Raw genomic sequence first — 21,312 nt, forward strand, 5'->3', positions numbered from 1 at the left:
TTTATAACGAAAAAAGCTCCTAATTAGGAGCTTTTACTAAATTTACAAATTATCGTAAATTACACAAATTCAGCACCACCTTTTTTAGTACGGATAGGCCATACAAAAGCTGCAATCTCAGCACCGCCTTTTTTAGTACGGATTGGCCATACAAATGCTGCAACTTCAGCACCGCCTTTCTTAGTACGAATTGGCCATACAAATGCCGCAGTTTCTAATGCTTTGTCATTTGAAGATAAACGCACTAAAGGATTGATAGTATTAAGTTGAGTTGTTTGTTCTTCTGTTAATGAAGCTGATATCGCGTTAATAACAGAAAAGTCATGAATAATTTCGCCGCCAACTTGCTGAACAAGTTCAACCATTGTTGCTTTACTCGCACCTTGTAACATATAGGCAGCTTCGTTTGAATTTGACTGATAAACATTAGATGCGGCTAACAATGTAAATACACTGGCAGTCGATAACAAGATTGCTTTTTTTGCTTTATTAAAAACTTTGTTAAACATGACGATAATTTCCATTTTTTTATTATTAGTGACTCTTTGCTAGCAAATTCAGTACCAAATAGAAAAGATGGATTTTTGACGTTATTAATTAGTTACTTAAATGGCTTGAAGGCCTTTATTTATAAGGGTCATTGATAATGGGCTTGTTTTTGATGTGGCTGTTCTTATCGTGTATTTTGAATATAAAAAGAGAGTTTGTGCGGTAAATGTTTGCCGTTAAGTGGCCGTTAGTGCGGTGTGTTTTTGCCGTGTAATTTTTATGTTAATAGCATCTAATTTACCGTTATGTAGTTATATAACTAATATACAAAAAAAGGTGTTATACACAGAAGTGGTTAACAGAGAAGGAATAAAAAGGAGGTGTTAATTAAACGCCTCCTTAATTTAATTAAATGGTTTTAAGTTTTAGCAAACGAGTAGCAACAACAGCAGTAATACAAGCTGTATAACAACTAAATATAAATACCATCCACTGTGGCATAGAATATCCAAACAATGACCAGTCGATATCGCCGCAAGTGCCTCTAGGTTCAAATAATGAAGGCATTAGAGTGTGCAATTGCAACCAATCTGGGAAGTTAGGGTAGACATCACAGCTAAGGGCTAATAAGAAGTTATCAGGATTTTGCATTGCCACGTGTTCCTGAGCAATTAACAGCCCCCAAATACAAGCCACCAATAATCCTGTAATACTGATCAATCGAGCGATATTACTTTGAGGAACTGATAACGCTGGTAGGCTGCTTAATAAGATGCCAAATACTGCGACACGTTGGTAAATGCACATAATACAAGGCTCTAACCCCATACCGTATTGAAAGTACAAAGCAACGGATTCTAATATAAGCGCACTGGTAGCTACGATAAACCAAGGCCAGCGTGTAGCTGGCCAAGTCGATATTGCAGTTAAATTAAACACTATGTTTAGTGACCAGTTATATTTGATTGGCCAATCGTAGTATGGTGTTCAATTAAGTTATGGTCATACATATATTGTGTTAAGTCAGCTAAACCATAATAAGTCGCTAACAAGCCAACAATAGAAAGAACAACAGTGTATGGCAATGCCATATAAACCATTTTTCCATATGACAATCTAATTAACGGTGCTAATGCAGATGTTAATAAGAATAAAAATGCAGCTTGACCATTTGGTGTCGCAACACTTGGTAAGTTAGTACCTGTGTTAATGGCTACCGCTAATAAGTCAAACTCATCACGAGTAATAATGCCACGTTGTAATGCAGCAGCAACTTCGTTGATGTACACAGTACCAACGAATACATTATCACTGACCATAGAGAGCAGGCCATTGGCGATAAAGAACATCACTAATTGCATCTTACCTTCAAAGGTTAATACCCATTGAATCACAGGAGCAAATAATCCTTGGTCAATTATTACAGCCACAACGGCAAAGAATACACAAAGTAATGCGGTAAATGGCAAGGCTTCTTCAAATGCTTTACCAATTGAATGTTCATCCGTAATACCGGCAACTGAGGTTGCTAAAATGATAACTGAAAGACCAATTAAACCTACAGCAGCTAAATGCAGAGCTAATCCAATGACTAACCAAACTGCGATTGCGCCTTGCGCCCATAATTTAACTTTATCGCGTTTTGTTAACCCTTTATCTTTTTCAATATCGTAATCAACTAATATCTTGCGAACTGACTCAGGCAATTGTGCCCCATAATCAAAGATCTTAAATTTCTCTAATAAAATCGTGGTTAATAAACCAAAAATTAATACCGGAATGGTAACTGGTGACATGCGTAGTGCGAACTCAATAAAACTCCAGCCCGCTCGTTCTGCTATTACTAAGTTTTGAGGCTCACCAACTAAAGTACAAACCCCACCTAATGCAGTACCCACACCAGCATGCATCATAATGTTACGCATGAAGGCTCTAAATTCTTCTAATTCTGAACGGGTAGGGACGTCTAAGTGATTGTCATCGGTATGGTCGTGGTCTGTTACATGATTTTGTTTACCGGATGCGACTTTATGATAAATCATATAAAAGCCGGTACTGACGGTAATAATTACGGCAACAACAGTTAAGGCGTCTAAAAACGCAGATAAAAATGCAGATGCTGCTGCAAATGAAACCGACAGGGCGACTTTAGATTTTACTTTTATAAGGAGTTTGGTGAAAGAATACATAAGTAAGTCTTTCATAAAATAGATACCGGCGACCATAAACACTAACAATAAAATGACGCTTAAGTTTTGCGAAATTTCATGTTCAACGTGTCCTGGGGTTGTCATTCCAATAATGATTGCTTCTAAAGCTAATAATCCACCAGGTTGTAATGGGTAACATTTTAACGCCATGGCAAGAGTAAATATAAACTCTAAAACCAATGCCCATCCTGCAATGTATGGATCTAAACTAAATAAGATTGGGTTGATAACCAAACACGCAATAATAGTGAGCTTGTACCATTCGGGAGATTTCCCCAAGAAATTTTGATAAAAAGCGCTCATAGAATTTTGCTGCATACGTTTAAAACCTTCCTTTAATTGTTTTGTAGGCGTTAGCCCGTTTGATGCTGAACTAATGTACTAAAGTTATTAGTTTAATCCTACATAAAATAGTAGTTTTCTTAGAGTTTTGAAATGATTGCGGAAAAAAAACCATTTGTTGTACTCGTGTCTTCTTCTGGTACAATCAGTCCAGATGAAATAAGGTAAACAGTATTAATGAAAATAATAAAGGCGCAAAGCCCAGCAGGATTTGCTGAAGAATATATTGTAGATTCTATTTGGAACAATCGTTTTCCTCCCGGTTCAATACTTCCAGCCGAACGAGAGTTATCAGAATTAATTGGTGTTACTCGTACTACTTTGAGAGAAGTATTACAAAGGTTAGCTCGTGACGGTTGGTTAACAATCCAACATGGTAAACCTACTAAAGTAAATAATTACTGGGATACATGTGGGTTAAATATTTTACCTACATTAGCCAAATTAGATGCTGAAGGCGTTGGTGAATTAATTGACCAACTATTATCAGCTCGCACAAACTTTAGTGCTATCTATGTTAGAGCCGCAATTAAAAACTCACCAGAGCAAGTGATAGCTTTAACACAGGAGGCGCTTGCGGTTTCAAATGATCCGCAAGAATTTGCTGATTTTGATTATCACTTAAATCATGAATTAGCTCACGCCGCAGGCAATATAGTATTTGTATTAGTACTAAACGGCTTTAAAGGTTTGTGGTCAAAGATTGCTAAGTATTATTTCTCACACGAAGAAGCACGCGCTTTGTCTAGGAAGTATTACGAAGAACTAGAAGTCTTTACTAAAGCGGGTAAACATGACGAATCAATTGCGTTAATTCGTAAATTTGGTTTAGAGTCAGCTAAAATCTGGCAAAAGGTAAAAGAAGATTTACCGTTAGATTTAGTAGAATAAAGTAAAACATACCTAACAGTAAAAACCTGCAATTTGCAGGTTTTTTTATATATACTATTAATTCGACTTTGATATCACTGAATCGCAACCTTTAAGGGACTAATTTAAACTTAAGTTATGCCACAATTAGAACTATTTCATATTCCAAGCCCATGTAAGGGCATTTGCTTAAACGGAACCAATGGCTTTTGCCAAGGGTGTTTTCGCAGTCGTGATGAAAGATTTCAGTGGATGCAGTTTAATGACGAAGAAAAACGTCATGTCATCAAACTATGTAAATCGAGAAAGCATAGGTGGATAAAAAAACAAATTGATATAAAAGTGTTACAAACGCCAAAAGAAGAAGACCCTACAAACGACTTATTTGGTGATCTATAACTGACCTAATCTTTGCGTAATAAAAATGAGCATTTAAGCTCATTTTTTTAATTATACTGCTTAATAAAATAAACTTAGTTCAGCTTAATATAAAAGAAAGAAAGAGCTTAACCTCAGTTTAGCAACTTTAGATCATACCTAAATAAACCTATTTCTTGTTTTTCAGAATTGCAATTACTTTTGTTGGTATTTATTTTTTGCTATATTTTTAATCAATATTTAAATTTCGGATTTTCAAAAGATGATTAAAAAGAATGGTAAGTCAAAATTCTGGACTCGTACTTTATGTCTATTGTCTGTACTTTTCTTAGTTTCTTGCGGCGGTAGCGAAAGTGACGATGTTAACGCAAACAACGACCCTCAAGATAATATCGATAACGTTGACAATGAAAATATTGAAATTTTGAATGATATAGAGGCAACATATTTAGAAGACTTGCAAGCCGGTCGTTGGACCGAAAACGGATGGAGTGGTGGTAACTTCCACGGTCTGGACGAAGCAATTGTAAAGGAAGTAATGAGTAGCTACGCTAACGTTCCGCCACCTCAAGTGGACTCATTTCCCGCGACTAATACTGAAACTTCGTGCCCTTATGTTAGTGAAGACGGTTCTCAAGATGCGATTTGTGATTATTATTGGGCTCATTGCCCAAACGAGCTTAATACAAGTTTCGATAACTTCGGCTTCGATGAAGTTTTGTGTAACGACGATAGTGGGCTTTTAGATGGATATCAAAGATATTATGCGTCTTCCAATACCTTATCATCAGTGGAGTTTATCGCATCAGGTGAAAGTGTTGGACCTGTAATTAGATTTGGGAATACAACCAATCGGGGCCCAAAAGACAGAGTGATTGCAAAATATTTCAATTACTTTGGTTTAGAACATGGACCTTACATCACCTTTTACGAAGATCATATCGATGACTTTAAATATAGAGTTAAACAATTAAGTTTTTTTGTATATGGAGAAGTTCAGGGAAATACAGTGAGTTTTTGGCCCAATGGGAATATTAAGAGTGTTGTGCCATACCTTAACGGAGAGTGTAACGGAAACGTAACCGAATTCTTTCCAAATGGAGAGTTAAGATTTAGTGCTCAATGCCAAGATGATAATGTTAGTGGCGATATCAGTCTATATAAAGCAATTGCTTGCAAACCAGGGCTTGGAGGGTTTGATTTTCCTGCTTTAGCAAATTTTATTGATCAGGACTTTATAGAACATTTTTTTCCGGTGTGCACATCGAAGATCCTGAATCGTATGATATATGCCCCGCAGTGGAGTTCTGGGATCAAAGTGATTATCTCTTTTACAGAACTCAAAAAATAGAAAGTTCAGTTAACACGCCTGTAACTTATATCCCTAGTTCACATGACTACTACGAGTACGACGGAGAGTTTCTTCGCTTTGAACTTGTTGATCCATTCTCGAATCAAATAAATAGTGAAGCTCAAGGAGAAGTGCTAATTGAAGAAGCTACGATATCAAAAAATCAATTTAATGGTTCATTTAGGAGATGGTTAAGGGAAGATGTGAGTCAAGTTGATAAATACTTATGGCGAGAAGGTATTTACTTAAACAATTCGATATTTAATGTTGTTGAGTATGATGCTAATGGTTTTAATGTTTACGAAGGGTTTTATTCAACGCGCCAAGAAGAGTCAGTAAGTGATCTCTCGGTTTCTATTCCCAGTATTTTAGATGTACTTAATTTTTTTCATGATGGCGATTACACTACAGAGGAAAGCGAATATCATCGTTTTGCGCATTTAAGTTCGATAGGATCTTCGTATTCGATATTAAATCGAGAATGGTATGTTTATGAAAATGATAAATCAGCTTTAACTATTAAATATGAAAAGTCGAATTACACTGCTGGCGAAGTGATAGAGATAGATGTATCTCAAGTAAATGACTTGCAAGCACTAAGTGCAACTTTTGAAAATGGGCTGTCTAATGATTTGATAGTGACAGACGGCGGTGCTGTATTCTTGTTTATACCATTTGATATAAATGATGGTGAGCAGTCGATTTTGCTAGATTTTCAGGAAGGTAGTAGGAAAGAACAGTTTGGTTTATCAATCAATATTGAATCTGCAGTCATCTCTGGAAGTGCGCGAGATTATTCGGTCAGTTTTATTGAATCACTTATCGAGCAGTTGATGGCAGTCGGCGAGTCGGGACAAACTATCGGAGGTGAAGAACCTTCTCTTCTTATAAGTAATTTACAAGATCAGTTAAATAAGGTTGAAGAGTTAACGGATGCAGAATTACAGCAACTAGCGAAGCTGCTAAGTGCCTTAAAAGCGGAAGATACTTCGAAAAACAGCCTAATTACCAAGACGAGAAGCACAATACTTTTAAATGATGATGATACATTTTCAATATTGGAGTGCGAGCCCGAAGCTATAAGGTTTACCAAAGCGATGGCGCGTAGTGTCATTGCAGCGGGATTGACAACTTTGTCAATTGAGGGCGCAATATCATCCGGCCCTTTAGGGCTACTATCAGGAGCTTTAGTCGTCGGGGGCGGTATCGCTGGAGCCGCGACTATCGTGTATGCACAAGACGCTTATAACTCAGTTTCTCTACTATATGGACACTGCACTAAATGGGCTGAGGCAGATCTTAGTAGCCAGGAAAGTGTATCGAGTAGTAAACAAGCACCACAGATGAAACAACTGGCATACAGGTCTGAATTGAACAACACGCAAGTTTTATCTTTTGTTAATCTTCAGACAACTCCTATGACACTTAATGTTAGTTATTCTTTAAGTAGTGAGCTAGAACAACAAGTTAATCGTATTCAAAATTTTATTGATGATTATTCTTCGTTGTTCCCAGATGCCCTTATCAATGAGTTCAGTACTATTAATCGCTCGCCTTCATTTGATGTGCCATACACAACTTATTCTATTTTGAATACCTCAAATCAAAACATTACAGGTGAGGTAACATCTAATGGCTTATTATTTCAGTGGTCAGAAAATGAAATACTCGATCAATCAACCATGTTTAGTTTTGATCTTGTATATACCGATGAATCGGGTGATCACCTCACAACATTTGAGGCATTAATCACTCCAAATGTTATTCCAGCTGGAGCACAGGGACGCTGGCAAGTAGAGCTAACTGTTACAGAAGATCAGCCTCCTTATAGTGGCTACAATGATTGCGAGGATTTCCTCGCGAGCTTTGACCCATATTTTTCAATAACTAATACTTATTATTTATACCAAGATCCAAACCTAACATCTCCGCAGTCAATTAATATGTGGGGCTTCAATCGAAGCCCAATGGCGGATACTTTGTTAGAAGCGGATTTCCTATACGGAAGTATGAGTTTTGACGGTTCATTTTCGATTGACAAGTTTTTCCCGGGAGGAACGATTAATGTGCCGAGAACTTCTGAGGGGCAGAAGACTGAGTTAGAGTCAATTGAGGGAGAGCTGCGTGCATTCTTGGGTAATACCTTTCTTGGAGAAGGTGGATTTTGTGTGGCCGAGTTTACGGCAACTAAGGTGTCTGACAATGTTGGTGCTCTGCCACCTGGAGTTTCGGGTGTTAATGCTCAATGAGTAAGATCTTCATTTGATAGATACTTCAAAAAAGTATCTATCATAGGAGCTTAAGATTTATTATTTATGGGCATTTATCAAAATGCAGAACACAAACTTTTACTTATGTCAGATTAATTTTGAGCTTGAATTTCATCGCCAGCCAAGTTCTTATTAATTTTCAGTCTTGGCTGACTGATCTTTCTATTCGAAAGATCAGAGGTGCGTGAATGTAGACCTTACTTTATCGACTTAACTAATATCTTTGAGTTTCGTTGATAGTTATAAAGTTGCTTTTTACCTTCTGGTAGTGCATCGATAGTACTTTCAATAAACCCTTGTTCTTGAAACCACATACCGCTAACCGTGGTTAATACAAAAACATTTTCTATACTCTGTTCTTTTGCTAATTGAAAAACAGCGTTGATCAATCTCTGTCCTCGATTCCCTTTACGGTAATCTGGATGGATCACAACACAGGCTAATTCAGCTGATTTTTCTTGGGGATAAAGATACAAAGCGGCGCAGGCGATGATCATCTCTTCCTTTTTAAGCACAATAAAGCGATTAATCTCCAACTCTAATAATTCTCTAGAGCGTTTAACTAAAATACCTTCGGCTTCCAAAGGCTGAATTAACTCAAGAATACCCACAACGTCATCAATGGTTGCGGTTGCGATCTGTTCTCTATGATCTTTAGCGATAAGTGTACCGGCACCATCTGGAGTGAATAACTCCTGTAGTAAAGCAGTATCGCTTTGATAGTTAACACAATGGCAACGTTCAACGCCATTTTCACCCGCTTTGATAATCGCTCTTAATAACAATTGACGGATATGATCACCCTGATCATCCAGTAATGTTTTAATCGTGCGCACACTGCAACTACGGATTAGTTCACCCTGTAAATCAATAATGCCATCGTCTTTACTAAAGGTGATCAGTTTATCGGCATTTAGTGCGATTGCGGTTTGGGTAGCAACATCTTCTAACGCCAAATTGAATACTTCACCTGTGGTTGAATAGCCGATAGGAGATAATAAAACAATCGAACCGAAATCTAATTGGGTGTTAATGCCATGAGTATCCACTCTTCGAACACTGCCTGTGTATTTAAAGTCAATGCCATCTTTTACGCCCACTGGTTTGGCAATAATAAAGTTACCTGTGCTAACTCGGATCTGTGAGCCGTGCATAGGTGAATTTACTAATCCCATGGTTAATAACGCTTCGATATGCAGACGCAACGAACCGATGGCATCTTTAACCGCAACTAAGGTCTCAGCATCGGTAATGCGAACTGAGTTTGCTATTTTACGTTCTATACCACGTTGAACGATACGCTCTTCAATTTGAGGTCTGGCACCGTGAACCACAACTAACTTCATGCCTAAGCTGTGCATTAGGGCAATATCGTGAATGATATTGGCAAAGTTAGGGTGACGAACGGCGTCGCCACAAAACATTAATACGACCGTTTTACCTCGGTGCGCATTAATGTATGGGGCGGCATTTCTAAACCATTTAACGTAATTAGGGTTGCTATTATCCATCATCTCTATCTATTAAAAACTAAACTAGGCCTAAGGTGTATTTCATTGCAACTTCGCTGTTTGGTTCTTTCAGCGGAGATGGCTCACTGTCTTCAATAATATTGTCAGCTAAAATGCTTTTATCAATCGTATCAAAACCCAGTTTGTCGAAATACGTTGGAATGTAAGTTAAAACAATAATGTCTTTAAGTTCCATTTGATGCGCAAACTCTAACAAGTATTGAACTAAAGCAATGCCTTGTCCTTGACGCTGAAACTCTTCTTGTACAACGATAGAGCGGATTTCAGCTAAGCTTTTCTCATATATATATAACGAGGCACAACCCACCACTTTGCCGCCAATTTCAGCAACAACAAAATTTTGAATATCATGAATAATATTATCTTGGCTTCTCGGCAGTATTTCACCTTTAGCCGCCCATTCATTGACCAATTCAAAAATAACCGCTGAGTCTGACATACGAGCACGGCGAACCGAAGTGACCTCAGCTTTGGTGGCATTCAAACGTTGCTGAATTTGTTTTAGAGCATTGTTTATACTTGCTTTCCCTGGAGCCCCCACAACTTGAGAGTTTAATAACGTTTTTTGTCCGGTTTGCACATCCGCTAATGCTTTTTCAACTTGCTGGCGAGATGTACCACCTAAAGACTCACGTTTGTCTAACGTTGATTCAATAGACAAGTGTTGGTAAACGTCTTTGTCTATCTTAGGGCTGAATTGTTGCAATTGTGTTAATGTTAGGTCTTCAAGAGGCACACCTTTTTCAATCGCATCAAGTACAACTTCACCCACAATATGATGTGCTTCTCTAAATGGAATGTCTTTACTCACTAAATAATCAGCTAATTCGGTGGCATTAGCATAACCTTGTTGAGCCGCCGCTAATGTACGCTTACGATTCACCGTTAAACCTTCAGCGACTAAAGTGGCCATTTCCATACATTCTTGCCAAGTATCTAACCCGTCAAACAAGCCTTCTTTGTCTTCTTGCATGTCTTTGTTATAAGCAAGAGGAAGGGCTTTCATGGTCATTAACATCGCGGTTAATGAGCCAGTAACACGGCCTGATTTACCACGGATTAATTCACACGCATCTGGGTTTTTCTTTTGCGGCATTAATGATGAGCCTGAACTGACAAGGTCACTCATTTCGACAAAACCTGCTTCACCAGAGTTATAGAAAATAAGATCTTCAGCAAAACGTGACAAATGAATCATCGAAATACTTGCTGTTGATAACAATTCAATCACGTGATCACGGTCAGAAACGGCATCTAAGCTGTTTAACGTTGCGGTTCTAAAGCCTAAATGATGGGCAAGGTCTTCACGATCAATTGGATAAGCAGTACCGGCTAATGCCCCTGAACCTAAAGGCGAAGTGTCAGCACGATATAGTGCGTCTTTTAAACGGCCAATATCACGGTTGAACATTTCTACGTAGGCTAAACACCAGTGGCCAAATGTCACAGGTTGGGCACGTTGTAAATGAGTGTAACCAGGCAATACTGTGTTACGTTCACGTTCAGCTAAATCTAACATGGCTTGTTGTAAGTTGACCAAAGCTACGTAAATCTCATTGCCTTTTTCTTTACACCAAAGTTTTAAATCGGTAGCGACTTGGTCATTACGAGAGCGGCCGGTATGTAACTTTTTACCAAGGTCGCCGGTTTTTTGAATAAGCTGAATTTCAACCCAACTATGGATATCTTCTGAATCTGCTTCAAGAATTTGTTCAGGATTGTTCTCAACCGATAACTTTAGCTCTTCTAATGCTTGAGTCAGTTTCGCAACTTCTTGATCGGTTAATACATTCACGCTATTTAGCGCACGAGCCCAAGAAATTGAACCAACAATATCTTGCACTGCCATGCGGTAATCCACTGGCAGTGAATCATTAAACTTCTTAAACTGTAAGCTCGCTTTTTCTTTAAAACGACCGCCCCATAAACTCATAAATTACTCCGCCACAAAAATGGGAAAACTCAGGCGAACCTGAGTTTTAAAATATTAAAACGTTAGTGCTTAACTTATTTTTTAGTTAAGGCTTTGATTCTGCTAGATAAGCTGTATAAACGAATGAAACCTTCTGCATGTTTTTGGTCGTAAACATCATCCGCACCAAAGGTTGCAAAATCTTCTGAGTATAAGCTATTTGGTGACTGTCTCTTAACAACAGAAGCGGTGCCTTTGTAAAGTTTAAGTACAACGTCACCCGTAACATCTTGAGCTAACGCATTTGCGCCCGCTAAAATCGCGCCACATAAAGGCGTGAACCAACGACCATCATATAATAAGTGTGAAAACTCATGACCCAATTGTTCACGATATTTTAACGTCATCTTGTCTAAGATTAATGTTTCTAAACCTTTATACGCTTTGAATAAAATGGTGCCACCTGGGGTTTCATAACAACCACGAGACTTCATGCCAACTAAACGGTTTTCAACAATATCGATACGGCCAATACCATGTTCAGCACCAATGTTATTTAACGTAGTGATTGCTTCAACGCCAGATAATTTTTTACCGTTAACTGTGGTTAATTCACCGTTTAAGAAACTAAGTTCAACATATTCCGCTTTATCTGGTGCTTGTTCAGGCGATTTAGTCCAAGTCCAAACTTTATCAGTCGGCTCTTGCCACGGATCTTCTAACTCGCCACCTTCGTGAGAGATGTGCCAAAGGTTAGCATCACGGCTATAAATCTTAGTTGCGCTTGCTGTCGTCGGAACGTTCTTTTCAGCCAAGTAAGCTAATAAATCTTCACGGCTTTCCATGTCCCATACACGCCAAGGCGCGATAACCGTTAAATGCGGTGCTAGTGCTGCAAAGGTACTTTCAAAACGTACTTGGTCATTACCTTTACCTGTACAACCGTGACAAACCGCGTCAGCGCCAAGTTTTAATGCTAACTCAACTTGCGCTTTAGCAATAACTGGACGTGCTAGAGATGTACCTAATAGGTATTCACTTTCGTAGATAGCACCCGTTTTTAGGGTTGGGAAGATGATGTCGTTTACAAATTCTTCTTGTAAATCTAATACGTGACATTCACTAGCGCCCGATGCGATTGCTTTTGCTTCAATGCCTTCAAGTTCGTCATCGCCTTGACCAACATTTGCAGCAAATGCAATGACTTCAACGCTTTCGCCATATTGCTCTTTTAACCAAGGAATAATAGCTGAAGTATCTAAACCACCAGAGTAAGCTAATACGATTTTTTTAATTTCTTTGTTTTGTGCAATTGCCATTTTTTATCTCTTAATCTTTATATTCTAAATTGTTTTATTTTACTAATATGCTGTGAAGTAGGGCGTTTTGAGCCCACATTCTGTTCTCTGCTTGTCTTAGAATGACAGATTGCTCTGAGTCTAAAACATCCGCAGTGACTTCCTCATCTCTATGTGCAGGTTGGCAATGCATAAAATACTTTGCATTGGCCGACTGCATTAATTCTTTGGTGATCTGGTAAGGTTTAAACGTACCTAATATTTGCTCTAAGCTTTTGTCATCGCCCATCGAAATCCAAGTGTCTGCGTAAATAGCATCTACGTTACCTAATGCATTTACATCGTTTGTTACTGTGACAGTACATTGGTTCTCGTCTGCAATCTTAGTCGCTTGTTGCACTATTTGCTCATCAACGCCATAACCTTCAGGTGTTAATACAACTAAATTCACACCTAATTGCGCGCCAGCTAACATTAATGAATGGGTCACATTATTGCCGTCACCAATATAAGCTAACGTTAATCCTTTTACCTCGCCAAATAACTCTTGTAAAGTCATATAGTCAGCCAAGGCTTGGCAAGGGTGGTAAAGGTCACATAATGAATTTACAACGGGTACAGACGCTGCTGACTTTAAGGTTGTTAATGTTGCATGTGACATCACTCGTGCGACAATCGCGTCACACCAACATGAAAGGTTGGCACCAAAGTCTGCCACATCCTCACGTTTACCCATAGCCCCATTTTGTTGGTCCAAATAAACGGCATGGCCGCCTAATTTATTAATACCTACATCAAAACTGACACGTGTTCTTAACGATGGCTTTTCATATAATGTAGCAATCGATTTACCTTTTAAAGCATCACCATACTTTTCTGGTGTTGCCTTCATGTCGATGGCCAATAATAAAATATCTTTTAATTGTTGCGGTGAGATGTCTAAATCACCCAAAACTGACTGGTTATATAAAGTCATTGTGTACCTGTATTTATTTAATTTGTTTGCTTAAGCATTAATTTGAGTGCCAAGTTGTATTTGTTCAGACAAATGTAACTTGTTTAACGCGTTAGAATCTTGCCAACTACCGATATGCACAGGTCGTCGTAAAAGTCGGGCGGCGTCATAAGCAGCGTTTACTTTCACTACCATGCCATCCCGTATCACTCCTGTGTGAATAAGGTTTGAAATTGATTCTTTATCGAGGGATTGAATTAATTGTTTTTCAGCATCTAATACACCGGCAACGTTACTTAACAAACATAAGTCAGCTTGTAATAATTTTGCTGTTGCCACCGCGGCATCATCTGCATTGATATTAAGTGTTTGACCGTTGGCATCACAACCAATTGAGTTAATTAACACGACAAAGCCATTGTCTAATAATGCGTTGATCGCGCTTGGATTATTTGGTTGTACTTCACCCACAGCGCCTAATTTTTCTGATTTAATATGTGCATCAAATAAATCAGCATCTGCAAGACTTAATGCGACGGCATTTACCTGTAAAGATTTACATGCTGCTAATAATTGCTGACTGGCCACACCAGCAAGAGCACCAACAACAAATGGTAAGTGGGTAAGTGGTGTTGCTCTAACACCATCAACTTTGGTGGTGTCTAATTGAGTTGCTAACATCATTTCTTCAACTTGAGGCCCGCCACCATGAACTATAACAACGGGACGAGTTTGTTTGATGTTAGCAATTTGTTGTAAAAACTCAGCTAACGCCACTTTATCTGTAAGGGCTTCGCCGCCTAATTTAAAAACGATAGGGCTAGCTAGGTTGGTCGTGCTCATTGTCAAATAGCCCCTTGCGTTTGTGAAGTAGGCAATAAACCAAGTCCTTCATGTAAACCACAAATAATATTAGCGCATTGAATAGCCTGCGAAGACGCACCTTTTAGTACATTATCTATTGCACTTATCACGATTAAATCTGTGCCATTTAATTGCCAATACAAATCACAATAAGGAGTATGAGCTACATCGTTTATATGAGGCGCTTCAGAACGTAAACGTACAAAGGGTTTGTCCGAATATTGTGATTCAAAAGCCATATTGATCTGTTCTAATGTCGTGCCTTCTTTTACTTGCATAACAATAGTGGCAAGAATGCCTCTGTCAAAATTAGCCACATGTGGCGTAAAGATGACTTTTCTACCTACTTCTTGGCATATTTCAGGCAGATGACGATGAACAAACAAGTTATAAGGTTTTAAACTTAATTCACAAAAGCTAGTTGCTAATGCGGCTTTTCTGCCAGCACCACTTACGCCACTAATTGCATTAATAACAGGTGTACACTGATCCGTTAATAACTCGCTTTTAACTAATGGTTTAATCGCCATTTGAGAAGCGGTTGGGTAACAACCGGGTAAAGAAATTAACGCTTTGTCTTTTAAATTATGTGCATTCCACTCAGGTAAACCATAAGGAATGTCACTTAATTGCCCGGCATATTGATGAGCAAAGCCATAATATTCTGGGTATAAGTCCGGATCTTGTAAACGGAAGCCGCCTGACAAGTCTAGAACCGTAATATTAATTGCGGTTAATGAATTGGCTATATCATGACTGAATTCATGGGGCGTCGCTAAAAAAATAAGCCCTTGGTCAACACCACTTAAAGTTGACTTCAGGGCTTCAATATTCGCTTTTCCACCAGGAACAAGAGTGAAATCGAGTAGACCTTTATATTTAGGATAAAGATCTGACAATAATTTATTGGCGTCACTGCTTTGCTCAGATACAAATAAAGCTTCCAATGAGAAAGTAGGGTGGTTGACAATCATTTTTGCCAACTCTACACCAGCATAACCACTTGCCCCAAATACGACACAAGGAATGTTTTTGTTGTTTGCCATTTAAATTACTGCTGAAAATATTTTACTAATTACGTTGATCAGGATAATCACAGATTATTATTGTGATGTAAACAATAAAAATGCAAATAAAGTGAATTTATATTCAATTGTTGGTTTTTTATCGTGTTCATGCTTTTTTATAAGGCTAACGCATCTTCCAAACTTGGTAATTTATTATCAAAGGTTTTAGGTTGGAATTGTGGCAAAGGTTCATTAATCGCCCATTGAGTAACTTTTCCATCAACAAATTCTATGTTGATCCATTGTAATAAAGTTAAAATTGGGTTGCCTGATGATGTTGTTTGGATGTCATGCCTTGATATGTTCGATGCAAGGGTAACGTTTAATGCTGCAATGATGGCTTCGTTACACTCATTTTTACTTAATATACAGGTGAGTCCCAATAGAGAGACTAATGAAGTGGTCAGTAAATTTAAGTCACCGGCTCTTTTATCAACTTGGATGTAAGTTTCATCAAAAACGGTAAAGTTGCATATTCCAGATTCAAAACATTCTTTTTCCATATTTGGAAATAAAGCGGTCACTTGCGCTTTGCTCATGCCTATTTTTAGTTGATTTAGTTGTATGTCATATTTCTGATTGATATCTGGAATGTCCTCAGTAGAACCAACTTTTAATATGACAAGATCAGCTTGACTGACACAAGCTGTTAGAAAAGTTAATGTTAGAGTTAACATTAACCATTGCAAACCAGCTCTTAGCTTTATTAAGTCCTTGTTAAATTTAAAGCCTTTGGGGAATATTTTTAACATTCGTATGTTCCTTTACAAAGAGTAATGACCTCCATTAAACAATGAATTGACGATATTTTGAATTGTTAAATTAACTTATTTAAGATCTATAAAGCGAGTAAGAGCCTGTGATACAATTCGGCAATTTAAAATACTTAGTAAGTTGTTGTTTTGCTTGAAGTTCAAGGTTTAACCTGTTTTCGTCAGAATCGCTGTTTGTTTGCTGATCTCAATTTTGTCTTATCTGAACACCAGATCTGTCAAATTGAAGGGCCAAATGGTGCTGGCAAATCAACTTTGTTAAGAGCAATTTTAGGTCTGTTTAGAGCTGACGAAGGTCAGGTAATATGGTCTGGTAAGAGTACAACGCAACAAGCTGAGCTATTTTTACAGCAAGTGTTTTTCTTAGGTCATAAGTTTGCAATTAATTCGGATTTAACGCCATGGCAAAACCTTGAGTTTTGGTCTGCGCTTAATCCGACACAAAATGACGACTTTGATTCTGCGTTAACAAAAGTAGGGCTTACCGGTCTTGAACATATCCCATGCCATTCATTATCTGCCGGTCAACATCGCCGTGTTGCTTTAGCTAGATTATGGCTCACTAATACTAAGCTGTGGGTATTGGATGAACCTTTTACAGCGATAGATAAAAGTGGTGTGCAATTATTACAACAACGCTTTAATTCGCACTTAACATCTGGTGGCATGATCTTATTAACGAGTCACCAAGATTTATCGCAAGACTTTGCTCAGTTACACACGATTAAACTCACTGATAATACTGGTGAGATAATATGAACAATCTCAGCACATCTAAACCACTTTCCTATTGGTCCGCGTTTAAGTCTATTTTTATTCGAGAGATTAAATTAGCTTGGCAAAAGCCTACACAATTAGTTCAACCAGTGGTGTTTTTTCTAATTGTTGTTACTTTATTCCCGTTAGGTATCTCACCAGCCCCAAAAACTTTACAAATGATAGGGCCTGGGGTTATTTGGATTGCCGCCATTTTAGCCATTATGTTGGTGGTTGAACGTTTATTTAGACAAGATTATCAAGAGGGAACTATTGAAGCTTGGTTATTGTCTACTGTGCCGATGTCACTCTTGGTCGGGGCTAAATTACTTGCTGCATGGTTTATCTCATGCTCAGTATTAGTATTAATAACCCCAGTGTTAGCTTTGTTGATGAATATTGAAACGCATGTGATACCGGCTTTGATGTTGAGCTTATTGGTAGGGACGCCAATATTATTGTTTGTTGGCGCTATCGGTAATGCGTTAACGGTAGGCTTAAATCAGGGGGGTACTTTTAAGTTTATTAGTATTACCTCTTTATATACCAGTGTTAATATTTGCTACGTCGTTAATTGAAGCCGCGACGTTAAATATGAGTTACACAGGTCAAATGTCTATTTTGATCAGTATGTTATTAGTGAGTTGTTTTTTCGCTCCGGTTGCTATCGCAGCCGCTTTAAAAAATACGGTGAATTAAGTTATGTGGAAATGGTTACATCCCTACGCAAAGGCAGAAACTACCTATAAGTTGTGTTATCGCTTATTGCCATACTTTTCTTGGTTAGCGGTGATCACATTAGTGTCAGGTTCTATTTGGGGACTTTTTTATGCGCCTTCAGACTATCAACAAGGCGATAGCTTTCGAATTATTTATTTCCATGTACCAACGGCAATTTGGTCAATGGGCGCTTATACCTCAATGGCCATTTGTGGGTTGATTGGTATAGTTTGGCAAATTAGAAATGCTGAACTCGCGGTTTATGCCATTGCGCCCGTTGGCGCGGCTTTTACTTTTTTAGCGCTGATTAGTGGTGCTATTTGGGGAAGCCTATGTGGGGCGCTTGGTGGGTTTGGGACGCCAGATTAACGTCAGAATTAATCCTATTGTTTTTATACCTAGGGGTTATCGCTTTATATAATTCTTTTGAAGATAAACGGACAGCGGCAAGAGCATCATCTATTTTAGCCATCGTTGGGGTTATCAATGTGCCTATCATCCATTACTCGGTTGAGTGGTGGAATACCTTACATCAAGGGGCTTCTATAACTAAGTTTGATAAACCATCCATATCACCAGATATGTTATGGCCATTATTATTGAACATTTCTGGCTTTCTGTTCGTATTAGCAGCATTAGTATGTTTAAGACTAGCAAATCAAATTTTGATAAATGATGCACGTCGTCCTTGGGTAAAGGCAATGGTTAGTGAAAATAATCACAAGGCAGAGCAATCTAAAAATAAAGCCACCTTAGCGGGTAAGGAATAAAAATATGCACTTTAATTCTATTTCTGAAGCTTTAGCGATGGGGGGATACGGCCCTTATGTATGGTCAACTGTAGGGATTGTTATAGCTGTTTTATTATTTTTGATTATTCACTCAATGACCGCCAAAAAACGTACATTAACCATGTTAAGACTTGAGCAAGAGCGTGCGAATAAAATTGCATTGGCTAAGCAGTCTAATAACGATTATCAATCAAAACCAAATCATAATTAATCGAAAGTAAGATCAAAATCATGAACCCACGTAGAAAAAAGAGACTGTTTATTATTGCTGCTTCTATTAGTTTTTTAGGGGCCGCAACTGGTTTAATGTTGTATGGCTTAAGCCAAAATATTGATTTGTTCTATACCCCTAGTGAAATTTTACAAGGTAAAGATTTAGGCAAAGGTAAAATTGGTGCTAAACCACAAATTGGTCAACGTCTAAGAATTGGAGGTATGGTTGTTGAGGGCAGTGTGGTTCGCAGTGAGCACAACTTAGATGTGTCATTTAGGCTGACAGACACCGGGCCAGAAGTAACCGTGAAATACACTGGGATCTTGCCAGACTTATTCCGTGAAGGGCAAGGTATTGTGGCGCAAGGTATTTTAATCAGTGCTGATACGATTGAAGCAACGGAAGTATTAGCGAAACATGATGAAGAATATATGCCGCCAGAATTAGCTGAAAAGATGAAAGGCATAAAACACGTTAAGCCAGAATACTAAGATCAGACTGTAACCAGATAAACTTGACCTTGTCTCGTTTTAAACCCTATAGATTTAATTAATTAATTAACAAGAAACTACTATGATCCCAGAACTCGGTAATTTTGCTTTATATATCGCATTTGCATTAAGCATTTTATTGTCGATATTCCCAGCAATTGGTGTAAGACAAAACAATGCAAGACTTATGGCAATGGCGCCAAATCTTTCCATAGGGTTATTTGTATTTACCTTATTTTCATTCTCTTGTTTGGTTTATGCATTTTTAACTGATGATTTCACGGTTGTGAATGTGGCACAAAACTCAAATTCTGCATTGCCAAACCAATATAAATTTGCGGCCAGTTTTGGTAGTCACGAAGGCTCATTTTTGCTTTGGTTGTTAATGCAATCAGGTTGGTTATTCGCGGTGGCTATTATGTCTAAAGGCTTACCAGTTGATATGCGAACTCGAATATTAACGGTATTAGGCTGGGTATGTGTTGGTTTTTACGCGTATATCATTATCTCGTCTAATCCTTTTGAACGTACATTGCCTTACTTCCCTGTTGATGGGCGGGATTTAAATCCGTTATTACAAGATATTGGCATGATCATTCACCCACCTTTGTTATACATGGGATATGTTGGTTTATCCGTTAGTTTTGCATTTGCTATTGCTGCTTTATTAAGTGGCAACTTAGATTCAACGTGGGCTAAATGGTCACGTCCTTGGACTGCAGCTGCCTGGGCATTTTTAACATTAGGTATCACAGTTGGCTCTTGGTGGGCTTATTCTGAGCTTGGCTGGGGCGGCTGGTGGTTTTGGGATCCGGTTGAAAACGCATCCTTCATGCCATGGTTAGTGGCTACCGCTTTATTACATTCATTAGCGGTATCCGAAAAACGGAATGCCTTTAAAAGCTGGACCGTGTTTTTAGCGATAGCGGCATTCTCCTTAAGTTTGTTAGGCACGTTTTTAGTCCGTTCAGGCGTTATCGTTTCAGTTCATGCTTTTGCTAGCGATCCGGAACGAGGGATCTTTATTTTAATACTATTAGCCTTAGTGATTGGCGGTAGTTTATTACTTTACAGTTTAAGAGCTGGCAATATTAAAAGCTTTGGTAAGTTCTCAATTTTCTCAAGAGAGTCCATGTTGTGGGGTAACAACGTATTGTTAATTGCCGCGACTATGGTGGTATTGATGGGTACATTATTACCTTTGGTACATAAAGAAATTGGTTTAGGTACTATCTCCATTGGCGAACCATTTTTTAATCAAATGTTTACCTACTTAATCGTCCCTTTTGCCTTATTGCTTGGTATCGCGCCTTTGGTGCGTTGGAAACAAGATAAACTGAATAACTTTGTTACTAAGCCTGTAGTAGTCATTATCAGCAGTGTCGTGCTGACATTATTGTGGTTAAAAGTTGAATTTAATGACATTAATTTGCTGGCTGCGCTGGGGACATGTTTAGCTGTTTGGGTTGTATTGTTTACCTTGTTAGAACTAAAACAAACGTCAAAGAAAGTATCTTTATTTAAACTGCCATTAAGTCATTACTCTATGAGTTTAGGCCATATAGGTTTAGCGTTTGTTATTGCCGGCGTCGCTTTAACCTCGCAGTATTCTGTAGAGCGTGATGTAAAAATGAATACTGGCGATTCAGCTGAACTTCGTGGGTATCAATTTACCTTTGATAAAATTAAAAATATTGAAGGTCCTAATTACGATGGTTGGGCAGCGGTAATTTCAGTAACCAAACAAGATAAGCCAGTTGCTACCATGTTGGCAGAAAAACGTTTTTATCCAGTTCAACGTAATACCATGACCGAAGCCGCCATTGATGATGGTTTCTTCCGTGATATTTATATTTCTTTAGGAGAACGACTACCTGATGGTGCTTGGGCATTACGATTATACGTAAAACCATATGTTCGCTGGATTTGGTTAGGTGGCATCATAGTCGCATTTGCCGGTGGTCTAACGTTATTTGATCGCCGTTATAGAAATAAAAACGTTGCAAAAGTAACTGCACAATAAGAGTAA

18 protein-coding genes and 2 pseudogenes are annotated in these 21,312 nt (G+C 38.3%); 10 read left to right on the forward strand and 10 right to left on the reverse strand.

Annotated features, from left to right (window positions below; translation table 11 throughout):
• Nucleotides 1–59 precede the first annotated feature (59 nt).
• The 3 genes from RT723_RS16720 to nhaB form a co-directional block, all read right to left on the reverse strand.
• Nucleotides 60–509 carry a hypothetical protein gene (locus RT723_RS16720; RefSeq protein ID WP_315948287.1) on the reverse strand — a complete coding sequence of 150 codons (450 nt, stop codon included), beginning with the start codon at nt 507–509 and terminating at the stop codon, nt 60–62.
• 388 nt (nt 510–897) lie between these two features.
• On the reverse strand, nt 898–1,428 hold the full coding sequence (gene dsbB, locus RT723_RS16725; protein WP_315945847.1) for a disulfide bond formation protein DsbB: 531 nt from the start codon (nt 1,426–1,428) through the stop codon (nt 898–900).
• 5 nt (nt 1,429–1,433) lie between these two features.
• Nucleotides 1,434–3,017, reverse strand: a complete 1,584-nt coding sequence (gene nhaB, locus RT723_RS16730; protein WP_315945846.1) for a sodium/proton antiporter NhaB — start codon at nt 3,015–3,017, stop codon at nt 1,434–1,436.
• A 201-nt stretch (nt 3,018–3,218) separates the two neighbouring features.
• On the opposite strand from nhaB, the gene fadR reads away from it, so the two are divergent.
• From fadR to RT723_RS16750, 4 genes are all read left to right on the forward strand, one after another.
• Nucleotides 3,219–3,932 (forward strand): fatty acid metabolism transcriptional regulator FadR, encoded by a 714-nt coding sequence (gene fadR, locus RT723_RS16735; protein ID WP_216053460.1) that lies wholly within the window; start codon nt 3,219–3,221, stop codon nt 3,930–3,932.
• Nucleotides 3,933–4,049: 117 nt separating this feature from the next.
• Complete coding sequence (locus tag RT723_RS16740; RefSeq protein WP_315945845.1) at nt 4,050–4,310, forward strand: DUF1289 domain-containing protein; 261 nt, start codon at nt 4,050–4,052, stop codon at nt 4,308–4,310.
• Between the two features lie 292 nt (nt 4,311–4,602).
• A complete protein-coding gene (locus RT723_RS16745; RefSeq protein ID WP_315945844.1) occupies nt 4,603–5,640 on the forward strand; it encodes a toxin-antitoxin system YwqK family antitoxin in 1,038 nt (345 codons plus the stop codon).
• Nucleotides 5,589–7,889 (forward strand): hypothetical protein, encoded by a 2,301-nt coding sequence (locus tag RT723_RS16750; RefSeq protein ID WP_315948288.1) that lies wholly within the window; start codon nt 5,589–5,591, stop codon nt 7,887–7,889. The genes RT723_RS16745 and RT723_RS16750 overlap by 52 nt, the downstream gene beginning before the upstream one ends.
• Before the next feature lie 218 nt (nt 7,890–8,107).
• Here the strand turns inward: RT723_RS16750 and argA are convergent, their stop codons facing one another.
• The 7 genes from argA to RT723_RS16785 form a co-directional block, all read right to left on the reverse strand.
• Entirely contained in the window at nt 8,108–9,421 is a 1,314-nt protein-coding gene (gene argA / locus RT723_RS16755; protein ID WP_315948555.1) for an amino-acid N-acetyltransferase, read from the reverse strand.
• A gap of 19 nt (nt 9,422–9,440) precedes the next feature.
• Complete coding sequence (gene argH, locus RT723_RS16760; protein ID WP_315948289.1) at nt 9,441–11,375, reverse strand: argininosuccinate lyase; 1,935 nt, start codon at nt 11,373–11,375, stop codon at nt 9,441–9,443.
• A gap of 74 nt (nt 11,376–11,449) precedes the next feature.
• Nucleotides 11,450–12,673, reverse strand: coding sequence for an argininosuccinate synthase (locus RT723_RS16765; RefSeq protein WP_216053463.1), 1,224 nt, complete (start codon nt 12,671–12,673; stop codon nt 11,450–11,452).
• Between the two features lie 34 nt (nt 12,674–12,707).
• Nucleotides 12,708–13,628 carry an ornithine carbamoyltransferase gene (locus RT723_RS16770; protein WP_315948290.1) on the reverse strand — a complete coding sequence of 307 codons (921 nt, stop codon included), beginning with the start codon at nt 13,626–13,628 and terminating at the stop codon, nt 12,708–12,710.
• A 30-nt stretch (nt 13,629–13,658) separates the two neighbouring features.
• A complete protein-coding gene (argB, locus tag RT723_RS16775) occupies nt 13,659–14,450 on the reverse strand; it encodes an acetylglutamate kinase (protein ID WP_315948291.1) in 792 nt (263 codons plus the stop codon).
• A 2-nt stretch (nt 14,451–14,452) separates the two neighbouring features.
• Entirely contained in the window at nt 14,453–15,517 is a 1,065-nt protein-coding gene (argC, locus tag RT723_RS16780) for an N-acetyl-gamma-glutamyl-phosphate reductase (protein ID WP_315948292.1), read from the reverse strand.
• A 137-nt stretch (nt 15,518–15,654) separates the two neighbouring features.
• Nucleotides 15,655–16,290 (reverse strand): hypothetical protein, encoded by a 636-nt coding sequence (locus RT723_RS16785; RefSeq protein ID WP_315948293.1) that lies wholly within the window; start codon nt 16,288–16,290, stop codon nt 15,655–15,657.
• Between the two features lie 150 nt (nt 16,291–16,440).
• On the opposite strand from RT723_RS16785, the gene ccmA reads away from it, so the two are divergent.
• From ccmA to RT723_RS16815, 6 genes and pseudogenes are all read left to right on the forward strand, one after another.
• Entirely contained in the window at nt 16,441–17,070 is a 630-nt protein-coding gene (gene ccmA / locus RT723_RS16790; RefSeq protein ID WP_315948294.1) for a cytochrome c biogenesis heme-transporting ATPase CcmA, read from the forward strand.
• A pseudogene (ccmB, locus tag RT723_RS16795) lies at nt 17,067–17,766 on the forward strand (heme exporter protein CcmB). Before ccmA ends, ccmB begins: the two are co-directional and overlap by 4 nt.
• A gap of 3 nt (nt 17,767–17,769) precedes the next feature.
• A pseudogene (locus RT723_RS16800) lies at nt 17,770–18,557 on the forward strand (heme ABC transporter permease).
• 4 nt (nt 18,558–18,561) lie between these two features.
• Complete coding sequence (ccmD, locus tag RT723_RS16805) at nt 18,562–18,789, forward strand: heme exporter protein CcmD (RefSeq protein WP_315948295.1); 228 nt, start codon at nt 18,562–18,564, stop codon at nt 18,787–18,789.
• 20 nt (nt 18,790–18,809) lie between these two features.
• Entirely contained in the window at nt 18,810–19,283 is a 474-nt protein-coding gene (gene ccmE, locus RT723_RS16810; RefSeq protein WP_315948296.1) for a cytochrome c maturation protein CcmE, read from the forward strand.
• 82 nt (nt 19,284–19,365) lie between these two features.
• On the forward strand, nt 19,366–21,306 hold the full coding sequence (locus RT723_RS16815; protein ID WP_216053473.1) for a heme lyase CcmF/NrfE family subunit: 1,941 nt from the start codon (nt 19,366–19,368) through the stop codon (nt 21,304–21,306).
• The last annotated feature ends 6 nt before the right edge of the window (nt 21,307–21,312 follow it).

The sequence above is a fragment of the Psychrosphaera aquimarina genome, from assembly GCF_032461525.1.
GTDB lineage: Bacteria > Pseudomonadota > Gammaproteobacteria > Enterobacterales > Alteromonadaceae > Psychrosphaera > Psychrosphaera aquimarina.

Bases quoted from the DNA above. Each gene is read 5' to 3' on its own strand.
- RT723_RS16720 (WP_315948287.1), bottom strand. From the start codon at position 509: ATGTTTAACAAAGTTTTTAATAAAGCAAAAAAAGCAATCTTGTTATCG.
- nhaB (WP_315945846.1), bottom strand. From the start codon at position 3,017: ATGCAGCAAAATTCTATGAGCGCTTTTTATCAAAATTTCTTGGGGAAA.
- fadR (WP_216053460.1), top strand. From the start codon at position 3,219: ATGAAAATAATAAAGGCGCAAAGCCCAGCAGGATTTGCTGAAGAATAT.
- RT723_RS16740 (WP_315945845.1), top strand. From the start codon at position 4,050: ATGCCACAATTAGAACTATTTCATATTCCAAGCCCATGTAAGGGCATT.
- argA (WP_315948555.1), bottom strand. From the start codon at position 9,421: ATGGATAATAGCAACCCTAATTACGTTAAATGGTTTAGAAATGCCGCC.
- argH (WP_315948289.1), bottom strand. From the start codon at position 11,375: ATGAGTTTATGGGGCGGTCGTTTTAAAGAAAAAGCGAGCTTACAGTTT.
- RT723_RS16765 (WP_216053463.1), bottom strand. From the start codon at position 12,673: ATGGCAATTGCACAAAACAAAGAAATTAAAAAAATCGTATTAGCTTAC.
- RT723_RS16770 (WP_315948290.1), bottom strand. From the start codon at position 13,628: ATGACTTTATATAACCAGTCAGTTTTGGGTGATTTAGACATCTCACCG.
- argB (WP_315948291.1), bottom strand. From the start codon at position 14,450: ATGAGCACGACCAACCTAGCTAGCCCTATCGTTTTTAAATTAGGCGGC.
- argC (WP_315948292.1), bottom strand. From the start codon at position 15,517: ATGGCAAACAACAAAAACATTCCTTGTGTCGTATTTGGGGCAAGTGGT.
- RT723_RS16785 (WP_315948293.1), bottom strand. From the start codon at position 16,290: ATGTTAAAAATATTCCCCAAAGGCTTTAAATTTAACAAGGACTTAATA.
- ccmD (WP_315948295.1), top strand. From the start codon at position 18,562: ATGCACTTTAATTCTATTTCTGAAGCTTTAGCGATGGGGGGATACGGC.
- ccmE (WP_315948296.1), top strand. From the start codon at position 18,810: ATGAACCCACGTAGAAAAAAGAGACTGTTTATTATTGCTGCTTCTATT.
- RT723_RS16815 (WP_216053473.1), top strand. From the start codon at position 19,366: ATGATCCCAGAACTCGGTAATTTTGCTTTATATATCGCATTTGCATTA.